Origin of the sequence: Flagellimonas aequoris (genome assembly GCF_003584165.1) — a bacterium.
Classification (GTDB): Bacteria; Bacteroidota; Bacteroidia; order Flavobacteriales; family Flavobacteriaceae; genus Flagellimonas; species Flagellimonas aequoris.
Map to the genome: position 1 here is coordinate 795,125 of NZ_QXFJ01000030.1, position 22,609 is coordinate 817,733.

The window sequence follows — 22,609 nt, forward strand, 5'->3', positions numbered from 1 at the left end:
AAGCCCTTATTTTATAAGGGCTTTTTTTATTTTACCTCAAAAGCTATAGCTATGCCCAAAGGTTATGGTCAGTTCATGGGAATCTCCTGTAGATAGGTTTCTTAACAATTGAATCAGATTTAAATTGAAATTATGTTTCTTTTTCCATTCATACGAGGCATTGGCCCTTAGGTTAGTGATTTTGGTACTTGAGTTAGTCGAATTGTTAGTGTTATGGGAAATCCCAAAATTGGTGATCAAGGTATTCTCAAAAAATTTGTGGTTAATGTTCAAGGTCGGCCCCCAGGTGGTTGAGTCTTCCATACCTATGGTATTTAGGGTTCCATTCAAAGCTGCTGTAATGTTCATTCCTTTTTCTGGAAATCCCAAAGTATACGAAACATTTCCATTGTGGAAAGTGGAGGCATTCCCAATATGTACTACCCCGTCTTTGGCGTTGGACACATCGGCCAAGGCATAGTTGATGTTCAAATTCTGCTGTAAACGTTGCTTTTGGGAAAGTATGTAATTGATGTTGATATTGGCATTCTGCGAAAGTTGCTTATAGTCCAATTGTTCATCAGGATTATCCAATAGATCATCATCATTGATTACGTCAAATTGGTTCACTTTGGCATTGGTAAAGGTACTGAAATTGGAATACGAGCCTGAAAGCACAAGTCTTTCCGATGCATTGTAGGCTATGTTGACAGCTCCCACCGTACGTTTGATCGCCTGTTGTTTTTGTTTTTCCAAATCATCCCTCTGATACCCTATGTTGAAGGATAAGTGTACTTTATTGTTGAACAAGATCGTACTACTGTTTAGGGTAATATTCTCAAAATCACTATTGAAGTAATAGGCCCCCAAGGTTTCGTAACCTGGATCTATCCGTTCATAGGCCAAACCAATGCTAGATTTATTAAATATATAATCCAACCCTGTCCTAATAGCGGTGAAATACTCGGTCGATGCCCTATTCTTAAGAAACAAACCTGTGATATTACCCCTCCCATTATCCAATACGTCCGCACGTAGATCTTGCGTGATTCCTGTGGAAGCATATTCCGCGCCCACCTTTAGATTTTCCAAGATTTTATAGCAACCTTCAAAGCTCAGTACCATATTCTCTTTTGGGGTGATACCTTTATCGTCGGGCACGGCCAAAATGGAATTGATTTCATCCTTGGCATAAAAACCTGTCATGCCCAAAATATATCGCTCCTTTTCATAGCCCACTTTCAATCCATAGCCCATGCGCCGGAAAGCAGGAATGGTTCGCTCTTCACCATCTTCTTCAGTGGCCTTGAGCAGTCGCCCTACCATGGTACTTACCTTCCATGGGCCATTGGGTGTCAGTTCCAAACCGCCTCCGGTAAATTGATGCCCATTAAGGGTATATGGGGAAAATCCCATGGAACCATCCCCAATATGCCCCTGAATCCATTTGTATTTGGGATGCAAGCTCAATCTATTGAAATTAAAGGGTAGATTATAATTGAGTTGTTCCCCTTGGTTGGAGTAACTATAACTCACAGGCATACTGAACTGATAGAACATGATATTAAGATTACCTTGTAAAAAATAGGTGAACGGTTGCCGCCCGATTTCTTGATCAGAATCATAAAAAACGGTGTTGGCAGATACTCCCCCTCCTAGTTTAAAGGCCTTTCCCTTTCCCAAGGTTTCCAAGTCCACTGTTTGGGCCATTAATGGGATGGAAAAGAGTAAAAAATAAACAAACCAAGGTATAATTCCTTTGGGGTAAACCATTATATAGATTATAGTTTTAAGTAAGAATTGGGCTATTCTGTTTCAAATAGGTGAAGAATCATTCGACTTAGCAGATTAACAGGAATTTGGTCTTTTGCCAATTGGGACGGGCATTCGCCCGTCCCAATAAAAAATAATCCTATGCCTGTAATGAACCTCTAAAACCCATAACAGGACAACAGTTCATTATTTTCGTTGATGAATACCCTGTTATCTATATCATCCACAAGATAATTCGGCGTCTTGTCCAAAAGGCCGATTTCCTTTTCAATCTTCCCCGTTGCCTTATTGACCATATAGATGGCATGATCGGTCGGTGCGGATTCATTCCTGTTCTTGGCAACAATAAATTGGTGGTCGTTGGTTTGTTTCGAATTAAAATAACGGGTGCGTGTGGTTTCTAAAACCGTTTGCATATTGCCCTGGCCACTACCTACATAAAGCCCGAATGTTGTGGATGTTTCATCTCTTGCCCCATTTTGATCCAAAGTCTGGCGGTATACTCCGTTGGACAAATCTGTCAACATGTTGATATTCTCAATGGATCCCTCAATATCCAAATCCACCCCAAGCGCATTACCTGCTAAATTTCCAAGGGCAAACAGCGTATTGTTTGAAGAGGGCTCCTTATAATAATCGGTATACACCAATTTTCCTTTGTTCGACAGTAGGGACACATGTTGATCCGAGAATAAAAAATAGCCCGTGTTCTCAATATACTCGGCTTCCAAAGGTGTTTTTTTGGTAACATTTTCCAGTTCAACATTTTCCGCAAACAAATCAATGTCCCCTGTCCTCAAATCAAATTTATAGCCTTTGCCATCTTCAAAAATGATGACCTTGTCCTCTTGCCAATCATAGGTGACCGCAGGAATGGAACGAAACTTTACATCCTTTTTCCATATATCCTTTCCAGTAGTGTAGTCTATAATGTTTGCACGTTCCGTGGAAATGTACATGACCCCTTTTTCCGTTAAGCTGTTGTAGTATGCATACCCCCTAATCTTGGCATCCCATACTTTTTTGCCTTCTGCATCCACTTTGGCCATTAAGCCCAGTTTTTCACCAGCGCCGATCGCATAAAAGTCATTTCCTTTAGGAATAACCTCTGTTAAAGGATCTATTTTAAAGCTTTTCTTCCAAAGCAAGTTGTTGGTTTTGGGATCTATGAGATTAAATCCTTCGGATTCCAACAGTATCAGATTGTCCGAATCATCATCTTTTACGAGGTCGATCATGTATCCTCTTAGTTTCAATTTTCCTGGTGTAATATCCTCACCTGTTGCCGGGTCGAATATGACCAATCTGTTGGATTTTTTGACGCCCAGATACAGGTTGTTGTTGATTGGGGAATATACCAATGCCTTGATCTTGTTTTTGGCTTCATAGTTCCATACCAAGCTACCATCCTTTGGGTTCAAGACATATATATCATCCCCTATGCCTATGATCATGTTTCCCTGTCGGTCAAATTGGGGCTCATGGTCTATGAACGAGGGGTTTCCGAGCACTTTCTTCAACAGACCCAGTTTGTTTTCACCTACCGGGGCAATCCATTCCTTTTCCCAAGTTTCCAAACTAAATTTCATAAGATACCTAGTCTTGTCCTTGATCATTTCAAAGAGGATCATGGCCTGTTCTGGAATGACCAAAAAGTTTTTTATCCTGTACTCTTCCTCTTGCGTATCGAACAGGATGTCGCCATTGCTGGAGTTCATGAGTAATCCCCTACTCTTGCCCAATAAAGAACTGTACTCGATATAGAACATGGGCAATTGGGGGATGTTCAGAAAAGAATTCCGATCTACCGATTTAAGATCTTCATTTTGCCAGACCACTTTTCCTGTATTGTTGTTTAAGGCCATAAAACCCTTGGCTCCCGCAGCGAGGATCAGACCATCATTGGATTGTTCTATCCAACCCACTTTATACAGGGATTCTTTTAAATTGACCTCCCAAATTTTTTCTTGGGCCTGCATGTTGCAAATGCACCAAAATGTCAGTGCAATCAAATAACTTTTACGTAGCATAAGTATGTTTTAATTGATTAAATTTTATCCTTGTCCATTTGTTGTTAGAAAACCTCGTTTCCATTGTTGGGCAAAGACTTGACTTGGGGTTATGCTGCGCTATATGGTCTTTGGATTATGTCATATTCAAGTTTATTTATTTTAATCATATTAGGCACGAGCATGATGCTCGCGCTAGCATGGGAACGGTAATCTTTCTGTCAAACGTTTGTTTTTGGTTGTAGTTCTTGCCATTAATTTGAGCGCATGAAACCAAGGATAGCAACAGTACAATTACAATAATATATATTCTCATAATCTAGTATTCCCCATTTAGATATTTTATATACGAAAACTCAGAGATTGAGGTTCCTATCTTATCTGTGGGATATGGGTTCTTAGTGTTATTATGAAAATTATATTCAACATAAGTTGTTAAGAGCCAATCTTTTTTTTCATTGGAATAAGTAAAAGTTATTAAGCATTCTGTTACAGCATCTTCCTTTAATACCAGCATAATTTTGTTATCTACTAAATCAATATCTTTCAAAGGGTCTCCCATTTCATAATACTCTTTGATACTATCAAGTTTTGGGTCATTAACCTTAACATCTGGATGGTAATCCTCAAACCATAACGGGTATATATTATCAAATTCTCTAAACTTGGTAAACGTACTATCATTGACTTTTTGGTAGATGCATAACTTTCTTAAGTCACCATTTTTTCTATCTTTATTTCCTAGTTTAATGGCAACATCAATTAATCCATCATTATTAAAATCAAATTCATCAAATAAATGATATATCATTTCGTTTTTTGAGACACAGATTGATTCAGGTAATTCATTTTCAATCCATTTGGCCCAGGATGTTTTATAACATTCTTTGACAGCTTTCTTCTGCTGAGCATTGCAAGAACAACAAAAAAATATTATCAACATTAAAATCATTTTTTTCATTTTTTATCACATTTATATAGTTTAATATCTGAGATAAGTCTGTCATAATTTTGTTTTCTCTGTTCTTTCTTATCACTTGCAGTGTTGACTTTTTTGGTTACCTGATATGAAATCATATTATCCAAAGTGGAAATGGGTTTAAAATTGTTTAAGAACCAAGAGGTAGCAGAATAGATAATAGATTCGGTATCGGTAGCTAATTGCTCGGGATTTGTTTCCCAATCAAAAATAGTTCCATAAGTTGCGTTTGCTTTGGTTGATGCGTTTCTATAATTCTCGCGACCTGTTAGTTGTATAATGCCACGACCTTTGTATTTCCATCCATCCCCATCTTTGTTGTTACCGTTTTTATTTTTATAAACAAGGTTAAAAAGGTTTTCTCCGTTCGCTTCGGAATTAATTCTTTTCAGGTTATAGACAGCCGTTGAATCTTTGCTCTTTGAAAATGATTTTGGAAATGATATGGATAGTGAACCCCTAGATTTGGTGATTTTATCAGTAGATGTTTTATACTTTGTTGAAGTGGTATCTTCCGGTTTTTTAATATATCTGTGGGGGCATTTATTTGAGCTTATATAATTGATATACTTTTCATCATCCCAAAAAGATTGGGAATATATGGTTTCTTGAGTATCATTCCCCGTTTGTCTTCCAAAGGTATCGTAAATATTTAATAGTTTGAACCAATACCCTTCCTCAAAGTCCTTAAAATTATTACACTCTAAGATGATTTGAGAAAAGAAATGAGCGTGCTGTTTGCAGGTTGTAAAGCCACCATCTTTTAAGGCTTTTGTAAAAATAGTTGCGGTGTTTGTTGTCAGATATTCACTTTCAGAATCTTCAAATATCTTTTTTAATTTAGCCAATGTTACTGTCAAATCCCTTCCACAAACCTCACAACAATAACCACTGGTGCATTCTTTTTGCATTCTAAACTCATGTTTATAAATGGTATCATTCACCTTAAGTTCTGCCAAATACTCCCCCGAAGGGATTGAATCAAAATCCACTTCCCAATCTTCATTATATTTCACGCTCTTCCAACTATCCTTACTTGGAAAAAATAGGTCTTTGGCTTCATCATTTGGAATAACCCTTAATTTCATCTGTACTGTTTTTGTAGCTGTAGAATCCTCTTTTTTGTATCTCAATTTTAATTTGTTGCATTCTTTGATAATTTCATTATGCTTGTCAAACTTTACGATACTATCGCAATAATCGATTTTAAAATCTTTATTCCTTAGCCCGTCCTCTGCAATTGCGGCAATTTCCTTTATCCGTTCCCTTCGTTTGGTATCTGCATTGGATAAAGTCTCGATTTCCTGTGGGGTCAATTCAGAACTGGAAACGATGCTGCCCTCCTGTTTTAAACTTTCCAGTTCATCCTGCAATTCTTGTGGTAGATTTTCCTTATTTGGAATTTGGTCTATTTGTTGACCTATCGTTACCTCTAGGTTATTAATTTGCGAGATGATGCCCTGTTGTTCCTCAAAACCATCAGCATCCGAGAGTTGTTCCAGAAGCTCTTCCTTTTGGGAGAAAAGTTCTGTCAGTAAATGACTTATGTCCTGGATGAATTCGTCCACATACACAATTCCAGACCAGTTGGCATCATAACTGGTTTCTACCATTCCTTCCACCATTTGATGGTCGGTATTGATCTTGATGTTCTTGAACTCCACCCGTATCTTGGTATCCGCTAGATAGGGAACGGTCATAAAACCCCACCCCGAGAACCTTCCACCACCATGGTCGTCAACCCATTTCACCGTAATGGGAAAATCCCCTGCAGTGAAGACTTCATTGGCCTCCAAGTTTGGTAGTGGATCTTGGTTGTCGATCTCCACCTCGGGGGGCATACCGCAGTTGTAATAGGCCATTTCCTCCTCGGTGGGCATAGTGAACTCATGCACTGCCGAGTATGCGAGACCTGCTTGGGGCGTACACTCGCCCCCCACCCTAAACTCGTAGGTCTGCCCTGCTTCCAGATTCTGAATGGTCACTTCACTGTTCTGCGTCCAAAACTCGAACCAATCCTTCTCCCCATAACCCTTTTTTCGATATTGCAGTTGATAACGGAGATGGGTGCCGTTCTGCCATGTGATCCTTACCGTTCTAGAGTTTTTGGCCTCGGAAAGGACGTACATGGGAGCCGAACAATTGGCTGTATAGGTAAAATGGTAGACCTCACTTTGACCATTGTTCCTGAAAAGGGAAGTACTCGTGCCCCCGTCACCTGTAAAGGCCCTTACTTGCCATGCATAGGTCTTTCCCTCCAAAAGTTGTATATCTGCCGGCCCATACAACAATGTGGTGGCAAAGGTAGTGGTCTGGTACAATGGTGGACTTGCCATGAAGGCTGCCTGGGGGTCTATGCCCGTGTCCCACAACTCTTTTAGGGTAAACTCATACTGAACCGATGGTGCGTTGAAATGTCTAGGGGTCCAATTGAACACGATGTTTTGGGGATTCTGTGCCGTGACCAGATCCCCTCGACCGGGAACATTCAGAAAAGGAGGATCGTTCAGGAGGAGAAACATCGTGGCACAGCTCTTTTTGGATATTCGCTTTCCAGAAAGCATATCGTACACCTCAAAACAGATGTCATATTTTCCTTCGGGCAAGGGCTGTCCGTACTGTGCCGGTGAGATTCCCACCAAATTGGTAAGTTCAAAATAGGGCTGTAGCTCCAGATTGGTCAACCGAAGGTTGATGCCCCCGTCCAACAGAATGGGAGAAGCACCCGCCACAAAATCCAAGGTCTGTATGTGGAGCCCCTGCCCTTCCATGTACATTTTTAACCTGACCTGTCTCCCCGATTCCTGTACATCGGTGAGCAGTAGGTTCAATATCATTTTTTCATTGGTTGCTGTCTTATAATCGGAAAGCCTGAAACTGTATGGTGGTACCAATTGGGGTGTTACCTGCACTGGGTAGACTTGGGCGGTGGCCACCGAAATGAACAATAAACAACAAACAATGAATAGTTTGTTTAAAGACGATAGGTACATCCTACATTCAGTTTCAGACCACAGGAGATTCTTCACTTTGTTCAGAATGACTATAATGTAATTGTCAAACATTTGGTTATTGCTTATTGATGATTGTCCATTGTTCATTGTTTCTGTACTTTAATATCGACCAGGATATAGGAATCAAGCCCGGCTTGGATAAACTCCTTGATCTTGATGGCTCCCTTGCGACCATCGGATGTTTTGAAAAGGATGATCCTTGGAACCATCGCATCATCGAAGTCTTGGGTTCCTTCCAAGGTTTCCTCAATGTTCAAAGATTGTAGGAGGGTATCATCTTCCATGGCATCGAATTGATCCATGGTCAAAGCAGCCGAACAATTACAAGATTCCTGAAGGTTGATGAATTTTGTATGGTTTGCATTGGGGATAGCGTCGAATGTGTATTCCTGTACCTCATCGGGCGATATGAACTTGTTGAACGTAAAATCAGCATTCAGACCGAAAAAGGCAATATCGACCAAGCTTCCATCTAAATTGGGAAGGTCATCTTTTGAATAGACCATCCTTGTTTTCGTTGAAAAAAATGCCCCATTCGAGTTAGTGTTATGTGCTGTGTTGATACCCAGCCTAACATTACTGAATATTCTAAGATTGGTATTGGGGAACAAGGTCACCTGCTTCGAAATGGTCTGTGATGCTTTCCCATTATTGGCCTTGAGTTGTATAGAATAGGTTCCGTGATTATTGAATACCACTTGTGGATCTTCCCCATTATTTGTTGTTGGGTTGCCACCTTCAAATGTCCATTCGTATTCGGTTGCACTGATACTATTATTTTTCAACATCAGGGTAACGGGAACTTGCAGATCATCATCCTCAAACACAGGTTCAAAATCAAAATCTGCCAAAAGATGTGAAGCTACACTTACCGTTTGTTCCACAATTTTTGATTCCCTTCCATTACTGGCTTCCATCCTTACCCGATAATCTCCGGGTTCTTCAAAAACAACGACGCCAGGCTCACGATCAAAGGATAGGGAAGGTTCCCCTCCTTCAAAAGTCCACTGAAAGCTTTTCGCGCCTTCGGTGGTATTTAAAATGTTAACCATTACGGGAGGGAAATGGTCATCCACAACAATTGCTTTAAAGCCTGCTATAATATCCGCATCGGTGGTCACCTTGATTTCTTTGGAACCTTCACTACCATCTTTATTGGATGCTTGCAAGCGAATTGTATAGTCTCCAGCGTTGGAATACTGGATAATTCCCGGATTCTTATCGGTTGAGATGGATGGCGAACCACCTTCAAAAGTCCAATGGTATGTATCTGCGTCTTGGGTTTGATTGATGATCTTGATAAGAACTGGAACCGAATAGTCTTGGTTTTCCACTTTTACATAAAAATCTACCTGAACGGGCACTGCTTCCTCCTTGGCACAGCTTACGCACCAAAAAAACAGAAGATAGACCATGAACCGAACCTTATGCCCCATCACAGTACCACTATCTTTCTAAATTGATTCTCCTTGGCCGTTTCCAAAACGAGCAGATAGACCCCTGATGCCAAATTCATCGAATAGGAAATTTCGTAATCAGAATTTCCTTGTAGCTGTCGGTCATCAAATAATTGATTGGTACCAAAACCGAACAGGCGCAATGATACCGATGATTCTTCCTGTAAGGACAATGCAACGGTAAATGAACCGGTGGAAGGATTTGGAAACACCTTAAATTCTTTGATGAAAGGGGAAATTGCATCCCCTACATCCGGCAATTGTCTGGCCTCTGCCACCACAATACTCTTTGTGTAATCTTCATAACAATCATATTGATGGTTTCGAAGAGTGACTTCATACACCCCTGGATCATCAAAACGAACCACTATAAATCCTGGGCTTTTCTCCACTATGATGGCATTTTCCGGAAACATCCAATCTTCCGAAGTCCCCAAGGGATTGCTCGTGTTTACCAATACTACTTCCTCTGTTGCAAAGACCTGTGAGGTGATAAGGAATTCGGCATCCATATCCACATTGTTGCGCAAGATTTCAATGGTGTCGGTCCCGATACATCCTTGGCCTGTGGTAACTTTTGCAGTATAAGTTCCTTCATCGGCTACGGAAATATTTGGTGATGTACTGTGGAATCCGTTGGTGGAAGTCCATTCATATATAGCATTGGGATCATCAATGGTAATATCCATGTCGTGAAACTGACCCTTGCACAGTGTCCTGTCCTTGCCCAAATCCACCAAAATGGGGGAAGGTGATTCAAGAGCAACTTCAACATAGGCCTTGCAACCACCTGCATCGGTAACCAACAAGGCATACAAACCCTCTGTAAGAGCGGAAATGGATACGGTTGTCTCTTCATTGTCCCACAGATACATATATGGGGCGGTTCCTCCTGTTACTTCAACGGCTATGCTACCATCGTCACCACTGTAACAGGTTGGATTTTTCTGCTCCGTTATTTGAATGTCCAATCCACCCGCTTGCTCAATCGTTACCTGCCCACTGATCTCACAACCCAAGGCATCCATTACATACACGATATAAGTTCCCGCAATCAAGTTTTCCACACTCTCGGTAAAGGCTCCCATAGACCAAAAAACCTCATAAGGGGCAGTCCCTCCCGAAATAAGGGCAATGGCCGTACCATCATTTCCATTGAAACAGCTTACATCGGTTTTTTCGATCTGGACTTGCAACAAATCTGGCTCCGCCACAGGAACGATAAGGTCTTCTGCCTGTTCCAACACATTTTCCACATAAGTTCCGATGGTAATTCCGTTAGCGTCCTCAATATTCACGGCGTATTCCCCTGCCTCTACATTGTTCAATACATTTCCATGTTCATTGGGTAATACTTGCCAGTTGTTCTGTGCATCCTTCTTTTTCCAAATAAACTTATATGCGTAGAGCCCATCGATCAATGGATCAAATGGAACCCCTCCAGAGGTGGTTGCGGTCAGTTGACCATCGTTGGATGGGTTATTGAAGGTATTGGCACTATTACAGGAAACGAACATGGTCTGTTCCACATTCAACGCCAAGGGTGGGGGCTCGGCCAACTCGTGGACAAGTAGCTGGGTACAACCTTCGGTTTGAGTGGCCAATCCATACTTGGAATCTTTCACGGTAACCGTATAAATCCCTGCCGGAATATTTTCTACTGTAATTTGATAACCTTCTTGGACATCTACCGCAGTGGTGGTATTGATAATCGTATTGTTCCCATCTTTCCACTCAAACGTGTATCCTTTGGTGCCGCCCGTCACCAAGACTGTAATACTTCCATTGGTAAAGCCATAGGCCGTGGGTGTTTGAAATGCTGTCAGTTCTACCTCAACGGGGTCATCGGGTTCAGTAATGACCATTTGGGTTTCACCATTGGGTATTCCCATACAACCACTGGCATGTTGCACCTCAATTTCGTAGTCACCGGGAGACAATCCTACAAGGGTATGGCTATTTTGTTGGGCAAAATTTTTCCAGTCACCCCCATTGATACGATATTGATAGTTGTTTACATTTCCCCCTTGGGCTGTGATTTTGATACGACCATCACTTCCACCATAGCAATACACATCGTTGAGTTTTTGGAGGGAGAAGGTTATGGGGTCTGGATCTTCTACTTTAAAAACATCGGATGGAATTAAACTATTCCATGAATCATTGTCAGGTTCCTGCTCATCATCGAATCGTGTTTGGTATTTTATGTAGTAAGTTCCCTGCGCTAAGTTTTTAGGCCAAACATAGCCAAAGGTTTCATTTTGATTGTCGACTAATGATGCGATGTTCCCTATTTGCTTTACCAAGGCATCATTGGCATCATCATATAGAGAAACATATAATTTTTCATTTTCATAAAGGTTCCTATCCAAATTGATAGTGAAATTGCCGTCGTTTTTTCCGGGACAAGAAGTTTTATGTGTAATGATTTCATCCAACCCTGGGGAACAACCAATGATGGAGAATGTAAAGTACTGATCCGATGCCAAAACAACATCTGTGAATGGTGCGGTAACAGTATAAGTGAGTTGCAGGTTTCCTTCGAAGAAAGTTTTATAATTCTCCCCAAAAATTTCTTCTACACTGACATTTAATGGATACCTATGCCTAAATTGAGGTATATCAACCCACTCATTGTTTTTGTTGATGTATTGCCAAGTTAGGTTTATCACATTGTGGTTCTGTCCATCTTCATATTGTTCAAAAAGTGGTTGATTGAGACATCTATCCGTATCTCCTGGATCTAGGTTAGGCAACAGGATTGAGAAATAATCTAATGGCAAGCAATTAACCGTGCCACATTCCAATATATCAGGACCATCATATTCAATTTGAAGGATTTCAAAGGGATGTAATGTTTTTTCTTTTAAATCACTTGGCGCATCACAATACCAACCAAATTGACCACAAGGCCCATTACAATTATTCTCTGGGTCATCATTATACCCTTCTAGATAATCAACGCTTACCAATACTTGGTCTTCGGGAATAGAAAAAACTCCCATATCATGGGAAATAGTATATTTATATTCATAATCACCTATTTGACACCAATTTGCCGGAGTAATGTTTTCTGGCTTTTTAGAAAAAACATAAAGAGTAGATTGTGAAAATCCAACTTGGACTATTAAACCAAAAAGTAGAAGTAGAGTAATTTTTTTCATAACCATTAATATTTTACATCCAAAGTTGAAATCCCACTTACTCCCCCATCTTGAAACACCATTCTGAACAAGTAGGTATATTCATTGTTGACCTTTACTTTACGATCTATGATGCCTGTTGCATCCGCAGGGATTTCTTTTAAGAGGTTCATGGAACCCGCTTTAAGACCTTTATAAATGACAATCTTGGATGCGTTTTCGAGTTTGTATGACTTCCAGTGAAGTTCTATGGCATTATGCTCCCTATCAGCAAGTCCATAAACCCCTTCCAATGGAGGGTATAAAGTGGCCTTGGGGAGTACCACGGTCAAAGGGGGTGAAGGATCGGATTCCAAACCACTATCATCCACAGCAATTAGGGTATAACTGTATTGGCGGTTTTCCTCAACTTCACTATCTGCCCAGCTTGCAATCGATGGCCCCGAGCTCTCCTCTAGGGTATGAACCAACCTCCAACCAACACTGTCCTTTTCTTTCCTATAGAGTTGATGCTGTACTACATCTTCACTTGAACTCTTGGCCCATGTGAGGTGTACCTTGCCTTCTTTGATATGGTATGACTTGAATACAGGCTGGTTGGGTCTTACAAAATCCGGCTTTTTGATTTCCAAAATCTCAGAGGGTTCGGACATATTGAACCGTTGGTCTACCGCAATGAGCTGATAGTACACCTTATTATTCAAGCTTTTTACCGAGACACTATCATAATAGGTAGTCCCCTGATGTGGAGAAACCGTTATTTGGGAATACTCCTCGTTTTTATTATTACCCTTAAAAATGCGATAGCCAAGGATATCCTTTTCGGTGTTTGGGTCCCAATTCAACGTTACCACTCCCAAACTATCTATGCTGCCTTTAAACCCTTTGGGTTTATTTGGGGGGACAGAATCCACAGGTTGAACCAAAGCCGGAAATGAGGTGCGGCTTCCCCCATTTTTACCTATTGCCGTTATGGTCATATAATTTGTGGGATCCAGGCCATCATACTGCACCTTTCTTGCCTCAGGGGGAATATTTTTCACTACTGTTTTGTAGGTGCCATCTGCCCTGTTACTTTTATTGAGTTCAAAACCTGTAATGTGCCCGTTGCCCTCTTCCAAAAATTCCCATTCCAACAGCACACTTCGTTCATCCAAATAATGTTTGTTGGTAATGTGGGGGACGTATTCCAGTAGCTTCTCGCCTTTTCCTGAAACCACCTCTGAAAATGGGCTGAATTCCCCAAACGGCGTTTTTGCTTTAATACGATAATGATAAGTTTTTCCATTGGTGATGGAATCCGTATAAAACATGCGCTGGGGATCCGTCCGTTCACTGTGGTTGAGACTGGTCAATGGCAAATCATTCAAACTTTTAAAGTTGATGCCATCTTCCGAACGTTCCACGTAGTAACTGTTGTAGAGTTGATGGTGTGTGGCATAATTCCAGCTCAAAAGAGTCTTCCCATCCATAAAGACCACGGCCAAATCCAATGGCTTGGGCAGTTCCTCATAGTCTTTAAGACCTATAAAAACTCCTCCTTCCTGAATCGAAAGCACATTATCGGGAGCCGCTGGAGAAACTTTGTACACATATTTCTCATTGGCGTACACTTCATTGTCCACATAGCCCAGCCCTGCCATTTGCGCGACTTCAAAATCTTGGTCTGCGGCATACAGTCCCCATGTAAACCGTTGTTCTTGTTCTTGGGCCAGATTTATGATACTGGACAACTCGTTCATTCCCTCCACATCAAAACTTTCACCATAAATGGATTGGGCCAAAACGGCAGCGTTGTCATTTGTTTCGATTTGGGGCATCCACTCTTCCAATGGCTGGGGTTTAAAAAAACCTAAGGATTTTTCAATAGGCCGGGGTAACGTGGTCTGGTTTTGCGTTACGGTATATCTTTTCACCTCATAACCATCCTGATTGAGTTTTCTCCACGCCAGAGCCGTGGTGACAGCCCAGCGTAGCATGATGGAGCCATTCTGCTGCGGCCGGGCCATCACTACGATTTGAGGAGTCTCCAATTCCAAGGAATCTTGTTGTGCATGGCTTTTTGAAACTAAAAAAAGGCTTATCGCCAATAACCAAAAACAAGCTACCGAATGTAATGGAGCAAAGTGCCTGTTCAAAAGTTTCTTGCCAAATAGGATGTCTTTTAATGCTTTGACCATCATCAATAAGGGTTATTGTATTTGAAAATTTCGGAGGTTCCTTTAATATTACCCGGCAGGATATATTGGAACATGACCTTATAATCCCCTTTTTGTATAGCAGGGAAAATGCCATTGATGATGTAATCGTATTGCTGGATCTTGTAGGCGTTTGCAGAGGGATTGTTCAAATAGGCATTCACCACTTTATACTGGATATCCAAAAAGTCTTGCTTATAGTAAAAAGGAAGGTTGTAGCGATAGGGCAACCTAATATCCAAAAGGGAATAGGACGGGCTTGATTCCAGATATGTGCAATACCAACTCAAAACCTCAATACCCTTTTTAGGCGGCAATCCCAAAAGAGAAACATCCCTATTTACCGTAAACGCTGGTTCCAACGGATAAGCTTCATAAATCAAGGGATCGATCTTCTGATGATAGTAGGAATCATTCAAAATAGCTTGAGCCATGATCATAGGATTGTCCCCGGTATATGTACTTCCCAACAATTCTTCCTTGCTAAACCGTTCCGAAGGGGCCACATCCACTTGGAGCGCATGCACATTGGAATAGATGGGGTCCAAATAATAATCGGTCGCATTTTTGGCTCTTAGTTTTTCTGAAAAAGTATCAAAAGCACTTGTGGTAAACTCATAGACAAGTATTTCTGTCTCTGCTTCCTTTTGGGCCGTGGTCTCCATCTTACGATTACGAACCTCTATACTGGTACCTTCATCTCCCATATCTTGGGCCACATAATTTTCACCAACACTTCCGGAGCTGGCCTGTTCGGGGGATTGACTAAGTATTTGGAAGGAATAGGTCTTTTGGTTTCCCAAGGTTGGAAAATCAAAATGGGCCATTTTATCATTTTGGTCGTAAAAAATATTGTTCACTCGAAACTCTTCACTTTCCGATGTAAACCTCGCAAACTGGATCCAATCCGTTTCTGGTTCAAAAAGATAGGGTTGTCCCCTTTCTAATTTAATGTATCCGGATTTTCTCTCTTTCTGATAAAAATACTTTTGATCGATTACGGGGTAGCAATACACAATATTCGTAAGTGGAATATAGTCCGGGGCATCTCCCGTGGTGAAATGACGTTCTTCACTTTCCTTGGCAGGCTTTCCGTCTTGAGAAAGGGTAACCCAACCATTGTTTCTCCACTCTTGGAAACTGACCGTAACCTTGGTTTGAAGGGAAGCGTTCGGGGGCAAAATATCGTGGGATATAAAGTTTACCGCATCGTTGTTTTCATTCCATTCAAAATTTCCTTGGATGGTATTTCCATCCTTGGTGACCCTGAATTCATCCAACAGGATGCGATAGGTTTTAATGCCTTCGTCATCCTCAAGCTCAAAAGGGGCATTAATCTTCATGTTGAAGACGGCTTGTGGCACGGTAAAAACATCCACTCCATCGGTTCCTTCCTGCGGATTGACTTCGGATATCACTTTCAAACCTCCCAATGGAGACCCACCAACAATCTCACATTCCTCTCCCAATTCAACCTTAAATCTAAACCTGCCCTTGACCAATCCTCCCAAAAGATTGAAATATCCTCCCAAATAACCCCTGAACCATGCTGGATTGGGTAGTTTCGCCTGTAAAAGAACCGCAGCCCCAGCTTTGATAATGGGAATCTTTTTGTGAACGAACAATAACTTAATCTTGATGCCAAGTTCTCCCTGTAAATAGGCATATGCCTGACCATTGGCATACCACCCATCAATTCCGATCTGCCCACTTCCTTTGCAAGCGGTTTCCCCATAATCTCGCATCATGATATCAAACCCAAGACCTGCCTGAAATCTTGCATAAAAAATCAGAAAGGTCATGTCCCCAGTATCCACACTGAAATCGGAACCAAAAGCTAGCCCCCTACCTTCCCCTAGGGCATTCAAGTCCCGCATATAATCCAATTGGGCCACATCCACCCCCAATATTTCAGCAACAATGGCGGGCGGTGGCGGGCTCCCTGCCAAGTGATCACCGATCATGAGATAAGATGTACTTTTTATATTGAAACTACCCAGTCCCAACTGTAGGCCAATGCGGTCTTCAGGGGTTCCCACATGGAGATACCATTCCCCTGGGCCAGAGTGAAACACTGCCCAACCAGCCCTTCCCTTAGGTCCTACTCCTTTAAAAAAACCTCCGGGTGTATTGACATAGATTTCTAATTCAGCATGAAAAGTCTTGTTCCTGAAATCCATCTCCATTGCAAAATTGGCATCAATACCCACATCAAAAGTGAGTCCGTCTTGAGGAAAGCTTACTTTACCGTAATCGACCAGATTGGTCTCCTTTAACTGTTGCATGGTCGCGTTGTTCTCGCCGTATGAGTTTATTTTTTGCTCCATGCCAGCCAACTTCTGTTTGAACTTATCCCCGAACTTATAATCAAGGGCTTTTACAATGTGTCCCTCTCCAAAGAACAGCACACGGTTTAACCCAAGGTGGTTGTTAAAATCCATTTCAAAACCGACCTTGCCGTTAAATGCATTTTCGTTGGCAAGTGCAAATCCTATGAGTGCCCTAAAACCTAACCCTGTGCTAGCACTAGGGACATAAGATTGGCCTGAAGGTGCCATGGCCGAATAGGTTCCAGTTTGTTTGGACATCTTGTAGTAGGCACCTCCGCCAAATCCATTTACTTGCGCCGGGCCTATGTAGACCTTCGTAGGTGATTTGGAAAGGTCTGCATAGGCATCTACGAACCAATATCGAAACTCTTTTTTTCCAAACCATGCCGAAGCATCAACACTGATTCCATTGAAAGTGGCTCCCAGCTCCCCATAAAATCCGTTTCCATAGATAGGGTCATTATTCTTAATGTCCAGCATACCATGCATTTGTATGCTTCCCAAGTCCGCTTCAATAGCTATTCTGCCAATGTCAATACCTTTAAATCGCCAGCGATGTAACGCTTCATTCTCGTTGAACCCACCTACAATAGAAAGTTTTGTACTACCCGAAAAACCACTTTCCATCAAATTGACATTGACTCCAAAGGTTAAAGAGGCTTCCGAATTGTTTGTGGTAATGCATATTTCGGATATAGTCACGGGGAAATCAGCAAACTTGACCTCGCCATTGTATCCAAGATAGTCCACTTGAAAATAGGGGATCTCGGTCTGCAATTGAAGGTTCTGGAACGTAATTCCCTTAAAATCCATGATTGGATTACCATCTTTCGATTCAGAATTGTTCCCTTTTATTTCCAAGCTTCCATGGAGGACTGCCTTTGGTCTGAACTTGTTTTCGGATACCCTTAATTCCACATAGGAGTTCGGTGTCAATGTGGCTTTTGCCTTAAAAACATCAAACGAAAGCTCGCTATCAGCTGTAGCTGAGAGTAAATATTCTTCATTGACCGGGTCTATTATAGCTTCATACGAAAGTACTTTTCCTTTTGTGCCATTTTGTTCGTTATCTTGAGAATTTACGGCCACTTCTTTTGTTAAAGGCAACACTATCAATCCATTAAATCCCGCACTTACTAAGTTGTTCGTCAGTAAACTGGCTTCAATATGATCTACTGAGAATTGCCACTTTGAAGCTTCTCCTTCTTGGATCGGTAAAATATGATCTACCGAGAATTTCCCAGATACACCCATACCATCCATCAATAGATGGGAGGCCCGAAATTTTATCCGTTCCTCACTGCCTCTTTTTTTGAACTGTTTTGGGAGTACCACATTGAATTCCTTGAGGTACACTCCACGCCATAATTGTTCATTTCCAGAAATCAAATATTGTTGGTATCCATCTGGAAAATACATGTTGGAAGAATTCCTGATATCACTAAAATCGAAAACAGCATCTTTGACCTCAAACACCAATCCTGCTTTTCCAATACCATCCGAGTTCCCTAATTTTGTAAGTTGAAAGGGTGGAAGGTCCACTTCCACCAATATATCGTTCCAATCGCTCACAATGGTTTGGAAATGTCCCTGCACTTTGACATCGGCATTTGAAATAACCGAGTAATTGGCATCAACGGGTTCCAATAGATTTCGTGAGAATAATATGTCCGCCGAAATACCGAGTTCCTTAAATCCACCACAGTCAATTGTAACATAAGTTGACTTTTCAACGTTTCCCGTCTTCATATCGAAACCTCCCTTGAGGGCTACCAAAGCATTGCCCCCATTGATGGGAATAGGGATATCTCCCAATAAAATCAAATTGGCATCACCATAAATTCCACCTTGATGGGAAATCCTTATATTATCTGAACCAAAAAAGAGATTTATGGAAGTCCCATTTACATCGGATTGGGGTATACCTATATGGACAAAAGCAGTTACCTCTGTATACTCTGGGAAAATCTTGGCTTTGCTTATGGCCAAAGTATAGGTCATGTTTCCTATTTCCTTTTTTACACCGATTGGCAAAACAGCAATATCTTTGGAATTGACAAGATCCACATAATTTTGGGTCGATTCCAATCTTTCAAATACCGTTTTTGCAGTGGAAATTTGTTCATTGACGACTGAATCCAAAGCAAAATTCTTACCCATATATGTTTCATTGAACTCGCTTATCGGCCTAGGGAAAGAAGATGGCACTTTTGCATGATCAAGATCTAACCCTTTAAAATATCTTATCGATGTCTTGCCAGACAAAGGGGATTTTTCTAATAATGAGTCCTTTTTCTCTGGATGTATTGCTGCTACTGACTTTAACACGTAAATACATATGAAACAGAACTTTACAACATTTTTGGCCATGAATAGGTTGCCTTATCTTTATTGGTGAGAGAAAAAACTTTACTAGTTGCGAGGGAAAATAGCCTAAATCAATAGGCTTCATGACTAGAATTGATGGATGTCCATTTTCAATTGACGAATGGAGAAATAAAGGCATATCAATAAACCAGGGCAAATAAAAAACCCAAGCTGTACAGCTTGGGTTTTTGTCTACTTAAGGGTGGAAGACCGGGCTCGAACCGGCGACCTCTGGAACCACAATCCAGCGCTCTAACCAACTGAGCTACAACCACCATTTAAAGCGGATGCAAAAATACTTTTTTGTATTGATTCAACCAAAATATTTTAAGACTTCCGTACATTAAAATTTTCATTCAGTATTTGACCTTCATATCCTCATTCGTAACCTGCTCAAAATCATGTTGTGCCATGTATGGTATAAATCATCGATGAAATACACTTTTTTCAAGACCAAACACACTATTTTTGACGTTTCACAACAATTTATTCCCGCAAGGGCAACCGAAAGTTATTTTTACATCAAATTATTTCAACCCTTTGTTGTCGGAAAAAAACTTCATATCCAAGTATAAAAGCTTACTCGTTTCGATAGTGGTGTACAGCTGTGCCCTACTCGTTTCCGCACCCCTTACCGCACAATCTAACAAAAGGGACAGTTTGTCCTTTAAGTTGCAACGGTTGGAATCCACTGAAAGGTTCAATCCCAAGGATACTACACACATCAATCTCTTGATCAAGCTTGCCAAATCATATCGATATTTGGACAGTGACAGTATCTATTCCATTGCAAGCAGGGTACTAAAATACAGTGAGGCCATCGATTACGATTATGGCAAAGTGAAGGGACTGGATGCATTGGCAGATTACTATTACAACAAGGGAAACCGTAAAAAGGCCATGCCCCTGTTCCAAGAGGCCCTTCAATTGGCCAAGGATATGGATGATATCGAATGTGAGGTTTCCATCATCAATACCCTCGCGCAAAACTATAGCTTTGAAGGGAACTATGCGGAGGCATTAAACCTTAACCTTAAAGGAATTGATCTGGCACGCCAAATTAACCAGCAACAAATGTTATCGGTCCTCAACGAGAACATTGCCAGTCTTTATGCGGAACAGAAGGATTTTAAGAATGCCTTGATGTTCTATGACACAGTACAAAAAATAAACCGTAGACTGGGTGATGAAGTCGTGGATGCGGAAACCCAAAGCAACATGGCCTCTTTGTACAAGGACGCAAAGGATTTTAAAAATGCCATGTTCAATATCAACCGTAGCATCAACACCTTTGAAAAGCATAAAATAATCGACTGGCTTGCCTATGCCTATGAAGTGAAAGGTGACATATATCTGGAGCAGCAAAAATACCAATGGGCCCTCTATTGGTACGATCAGAGCAACATGCTTTTCAAGCATCAGATAGAAGATGATAGGATCAAGATCCAATTGATGAACGGTATGGCCAAAGTGTACCTAGGACTCGGAAAAGATAGCCTCTCCTTAGTGTACGCACAGGAAGGTCTTGGACTCTCCACCAAGATAAAATCCTTACAGGGACAGATCGATTGTTCGGAGACCTTATATAAATTGAGTAAAAAGAACGGAGATGATACCAATGCCCTATCCTATTTAGAGGCCTTTAAAAAACTTTCCGATTCCCTGTCCAGGGACAAGAACAAACAAAGTCTGTCCTTATTGGAGACCAAGTTGCATTACGAACAGGAAAAAAAGGAACTGATAGAAGCCAATGACGAAGCTCTTGCCAAACAGCGAAATTATATTTATTTTACTGTTATTATCCTGCTCATCCTCAGTATCATCACTTTTGTGATCAGGCGTAGCGAGGGCATTCAGAAGAAACTGAACAAAGAACTTAAAGAAAAGTCGCAGGCGGTCACCGAAAGGGAAACCGAATTGCATGAGATAAACAAGACCAAGACCAAACTGTTTTCCATCATTGGTCATGATCTTAGGGGGCCTATCGGTGCCCTTCAGGGTCTGTTGAAATTATTTACCGATGGTGAGATCACCAAAGATGAATTTTTGTCCTTTATACCAAAACTGAAGGCCGATGTGGAAAACATTTCCTTCACCCTGAACAACTTATTATCCTGGGGGCAAAACCAATTGAATGGTGTGGTTACCAAGCCTAAACGGGTTTCTTTGGACAAAATCGTGACCAACAACATCCAATTGTTGTCCGAACTGGCCAAGAGTAAATCCATCAAACTCATCAATCAACTCCCAGAAAATCCATTGATTTGGGCCGATCAAAACCAAATGGACATTGTAGTGAGGAATTTACTGAGCAATGCCATTAAGTTTACTCCTGATAATGGTCTGATCACCATAGAGGCAGAAGAAAAGAAGGATATGTGGCAAGTTTCCGTTAGGGACACCGGTATTGGCATGAACGAGGAAATCCAGAAAAAAATCTTTAAAGATTCCACCAACGTTACCACCTATGGTACCAACAACGAGAAAGGCACCGGGCTCGGGCTTTCATTGTGCAAGGAAATGGTACTGAAAAATAAGGGTAAAATATGGGTGGAAAGTATTCCGCGTAAGGGGACCACATTCTTCTTTACCGTTCCCATGGCCGAAAAAAGATATCAAAAGGCAAGTTGATCAGATCAAATCGCCTAAACTGTCCACGGCGGCAAAACGCTCCACGGTAAAACCCTCGGCATATTCCACACCAACGATCCTGCCCAAATCCCTAGCTCGGTAAATGACGCTATCGATAAAATTCTTGCTACTGATAGGGGTTTCCGGTTCGTCACTATTGGGGTCGTAAAATTGTGACCCATATGCTTTTATCGCTGCAATCTTGGTATCGATAAATCCAGTTACATCCATCACGAAATCAGGTTCCAAGTTTTTCCATTGGATGTAATGATAAACCACTTTGGGTCGCCAGGGTTCCTGCCACTCATCGTCACCGTCCATTTTTGTGTCTATCTTGACGAGACCACTCAAAAAACAGGCATCGCTTACCAGTTTACTCCCCTTCCCATGGTCAATATGGCGATCATCCACGGCATTGCACAATACAATTTCAGGTCTGTACAGCCTTATCATTTTGATAAGCTCAAGTTGATGTTCTTTGTCGTTTACAAAAAAACCATCGGCGAATTCCATGTTTTCCCGTACAGAAATCCCTAAGATTTTAGCAGAAGCTGTCGCTTCCCTGTCCCTGATTTCTGCCGATCCCCGGGTTCCCAATTCCCCGCGGGTCAAATCCACAATTCCTACTTTTTTTCCTTTGGAAACTTCTTTGGCGATTGTCGCACCAGCTCCAAGTTCTGCGTCATCGGGGTGTGCCCCGAATACTAAAATGTCTAATTTCATAAGCTA

The 22,609-nt window shown here is 41.3% G+C and carries 10 protein-coding genes and 1 tRNA gene; 1 reads left to right on the forward strand and 10 read right to left on the reverse strand.

The genetic code is table 11. The features are described 5' to 3' along the window. Positions 1–36: 36 nt before the first annotated feature. The 9 genes from D2U88_RS17210 to D2U88_RS17255 all read right to left on the reverse strand — a co-directional run bounded on the left by D2U88_RS17210 (position 37) and on the right by D2U88_RS17255 (position 19,525). A complete protein-coding gene (locus D2U88_RS17210; RefSeq protein WP_119641743.1) occupies positions 37–1,689 on the reverse strand; it encodes a hypothetical protein in 1,653 nt (550 codons plus the stop codon). A 221-nt stretch (positions 1,690–1,910) separates the two neighbouring features. Further along, positions 1,911–3,782: an outer membrane protein assembly factor BamB family protein gene (locus D2U88_RS17215; RefSeq protein ID WP_119641744.1), complete on the reverse strand. Its 1,872-nt coding sequence runs from the start codon at positions 3,780–3,782 to the stop codon at positions 1,911–1,913. A 298-nt stretch (positions 3,783–4,080) separates the two neighbouring features. Further along, positions 4,081–4,722, reverse strand: a complete 642-nt coding sequence (locus D2U88_RS17220; protein WP_119641745.1) for a hypothetical protein — start codon at positions 4,720–4,722, stop codon at positions 4,081–4,083. After that, a complete protein-coding gene (locus D2U88_RS17225; RefSeq protein WP_187265375.1) occupies positions 4,719–7,733 on the reverse strand; it encodes a fibronectin type III domain-containing protein in 3,015 nt (1,004 codons plus the stop codon). Before D2U88_RS17225 ends, D2U88_RS17220 begins: the two co-directional genes overlap by 4 nt. A 104-nt stretch (positions 7,734–7,837) precedes the next feature. Then, a complete protein-coding gene (locus D2U88_RS17230) occupies positions 7,838–9,169 on the reverse strand; it encodes a PKD domain-containing protein (RefSeq protein WP_182859208.1) in 1,332 nt (443 codons plus the stop codon). 20 nt (positions 9,170–9,189) lie between these two features. Then, positions 9,190–12,216, reverse strand: coding sequence for a T9SS type A sorting domain-containing protein (locus tag D2U88_RS17235; protein ID WP_182859209.1), 3,027 nt, complete (start codon positions 12,214–12,216; stop codon positions 9,190–9,192). A 164-nt stretch (positions 12,217–12,380) separates the two neighbouring features. Next, the gene (locus D2U88_RS17240; RefSeq protein ID WP_119641749.1) at positions 12,381–14,537 is read right to left on the reverse strand and encodes a fibronectin type III domain-containing protein; all 2,157 of its coding nucleotides are present in this window, start codon (positions 14,535–14,537) and stop codon (positions 12,381–12,383) included. Further along, the gene (locus D2U88_RS17245) at positions 14,537–19,042 is read right to left on the reverse strand and encodes a hypothetical protein (RefSeq protein WP_119641750.1); all 4,506 of its coding nucleotides are present in this window, start codon (positions 19,040–19,042) and stop codon (positions 14,537–14,539) included. The genes D2U88_RS17240 and D2U88_RS17245 overlap by 1 nt, the downstream gene beginning before the upstream one ends. Positions 19,043–19,449: 407 nt before the next feature. After that, positions 19,450–19,525, reverse strand: a tRNA-His gene (locus D2U88_RS17255). Positions 19,526–19,792: 267 nt separating this feature from the next. Between D2U88_RS17255 and D2U88_RS17260 the strand changes: the two genes are divergently transcribed. Next, entirely contained in the window at positions 19,793–21,880 is a 2,088-nt protein-coding gene (locus tag D2U88_RS17260; protein WP_235855816.1) for a tetratricopeptide repeat-containing sensor histidine kinase, read from the forward strand. On the opposite strand, the gene bshB1 is transcribed toward D2U88_RS17260, so the two are convergent. Then, positions 21,881–22,603 (reverse strand): bacillithiol biosynthesis deacetylase BshB1, encoded by a 723-nt coding sequence (gene bshB1, locus D2U88_RS17265; protein WP_119641752.1) that lies wholly within the window; start codon positions 22,601–22,603, stop codon positions 21,881–21,883. Between the last annotated feature and the right edge of the window lie 6 nt (positions 22,604–22,609).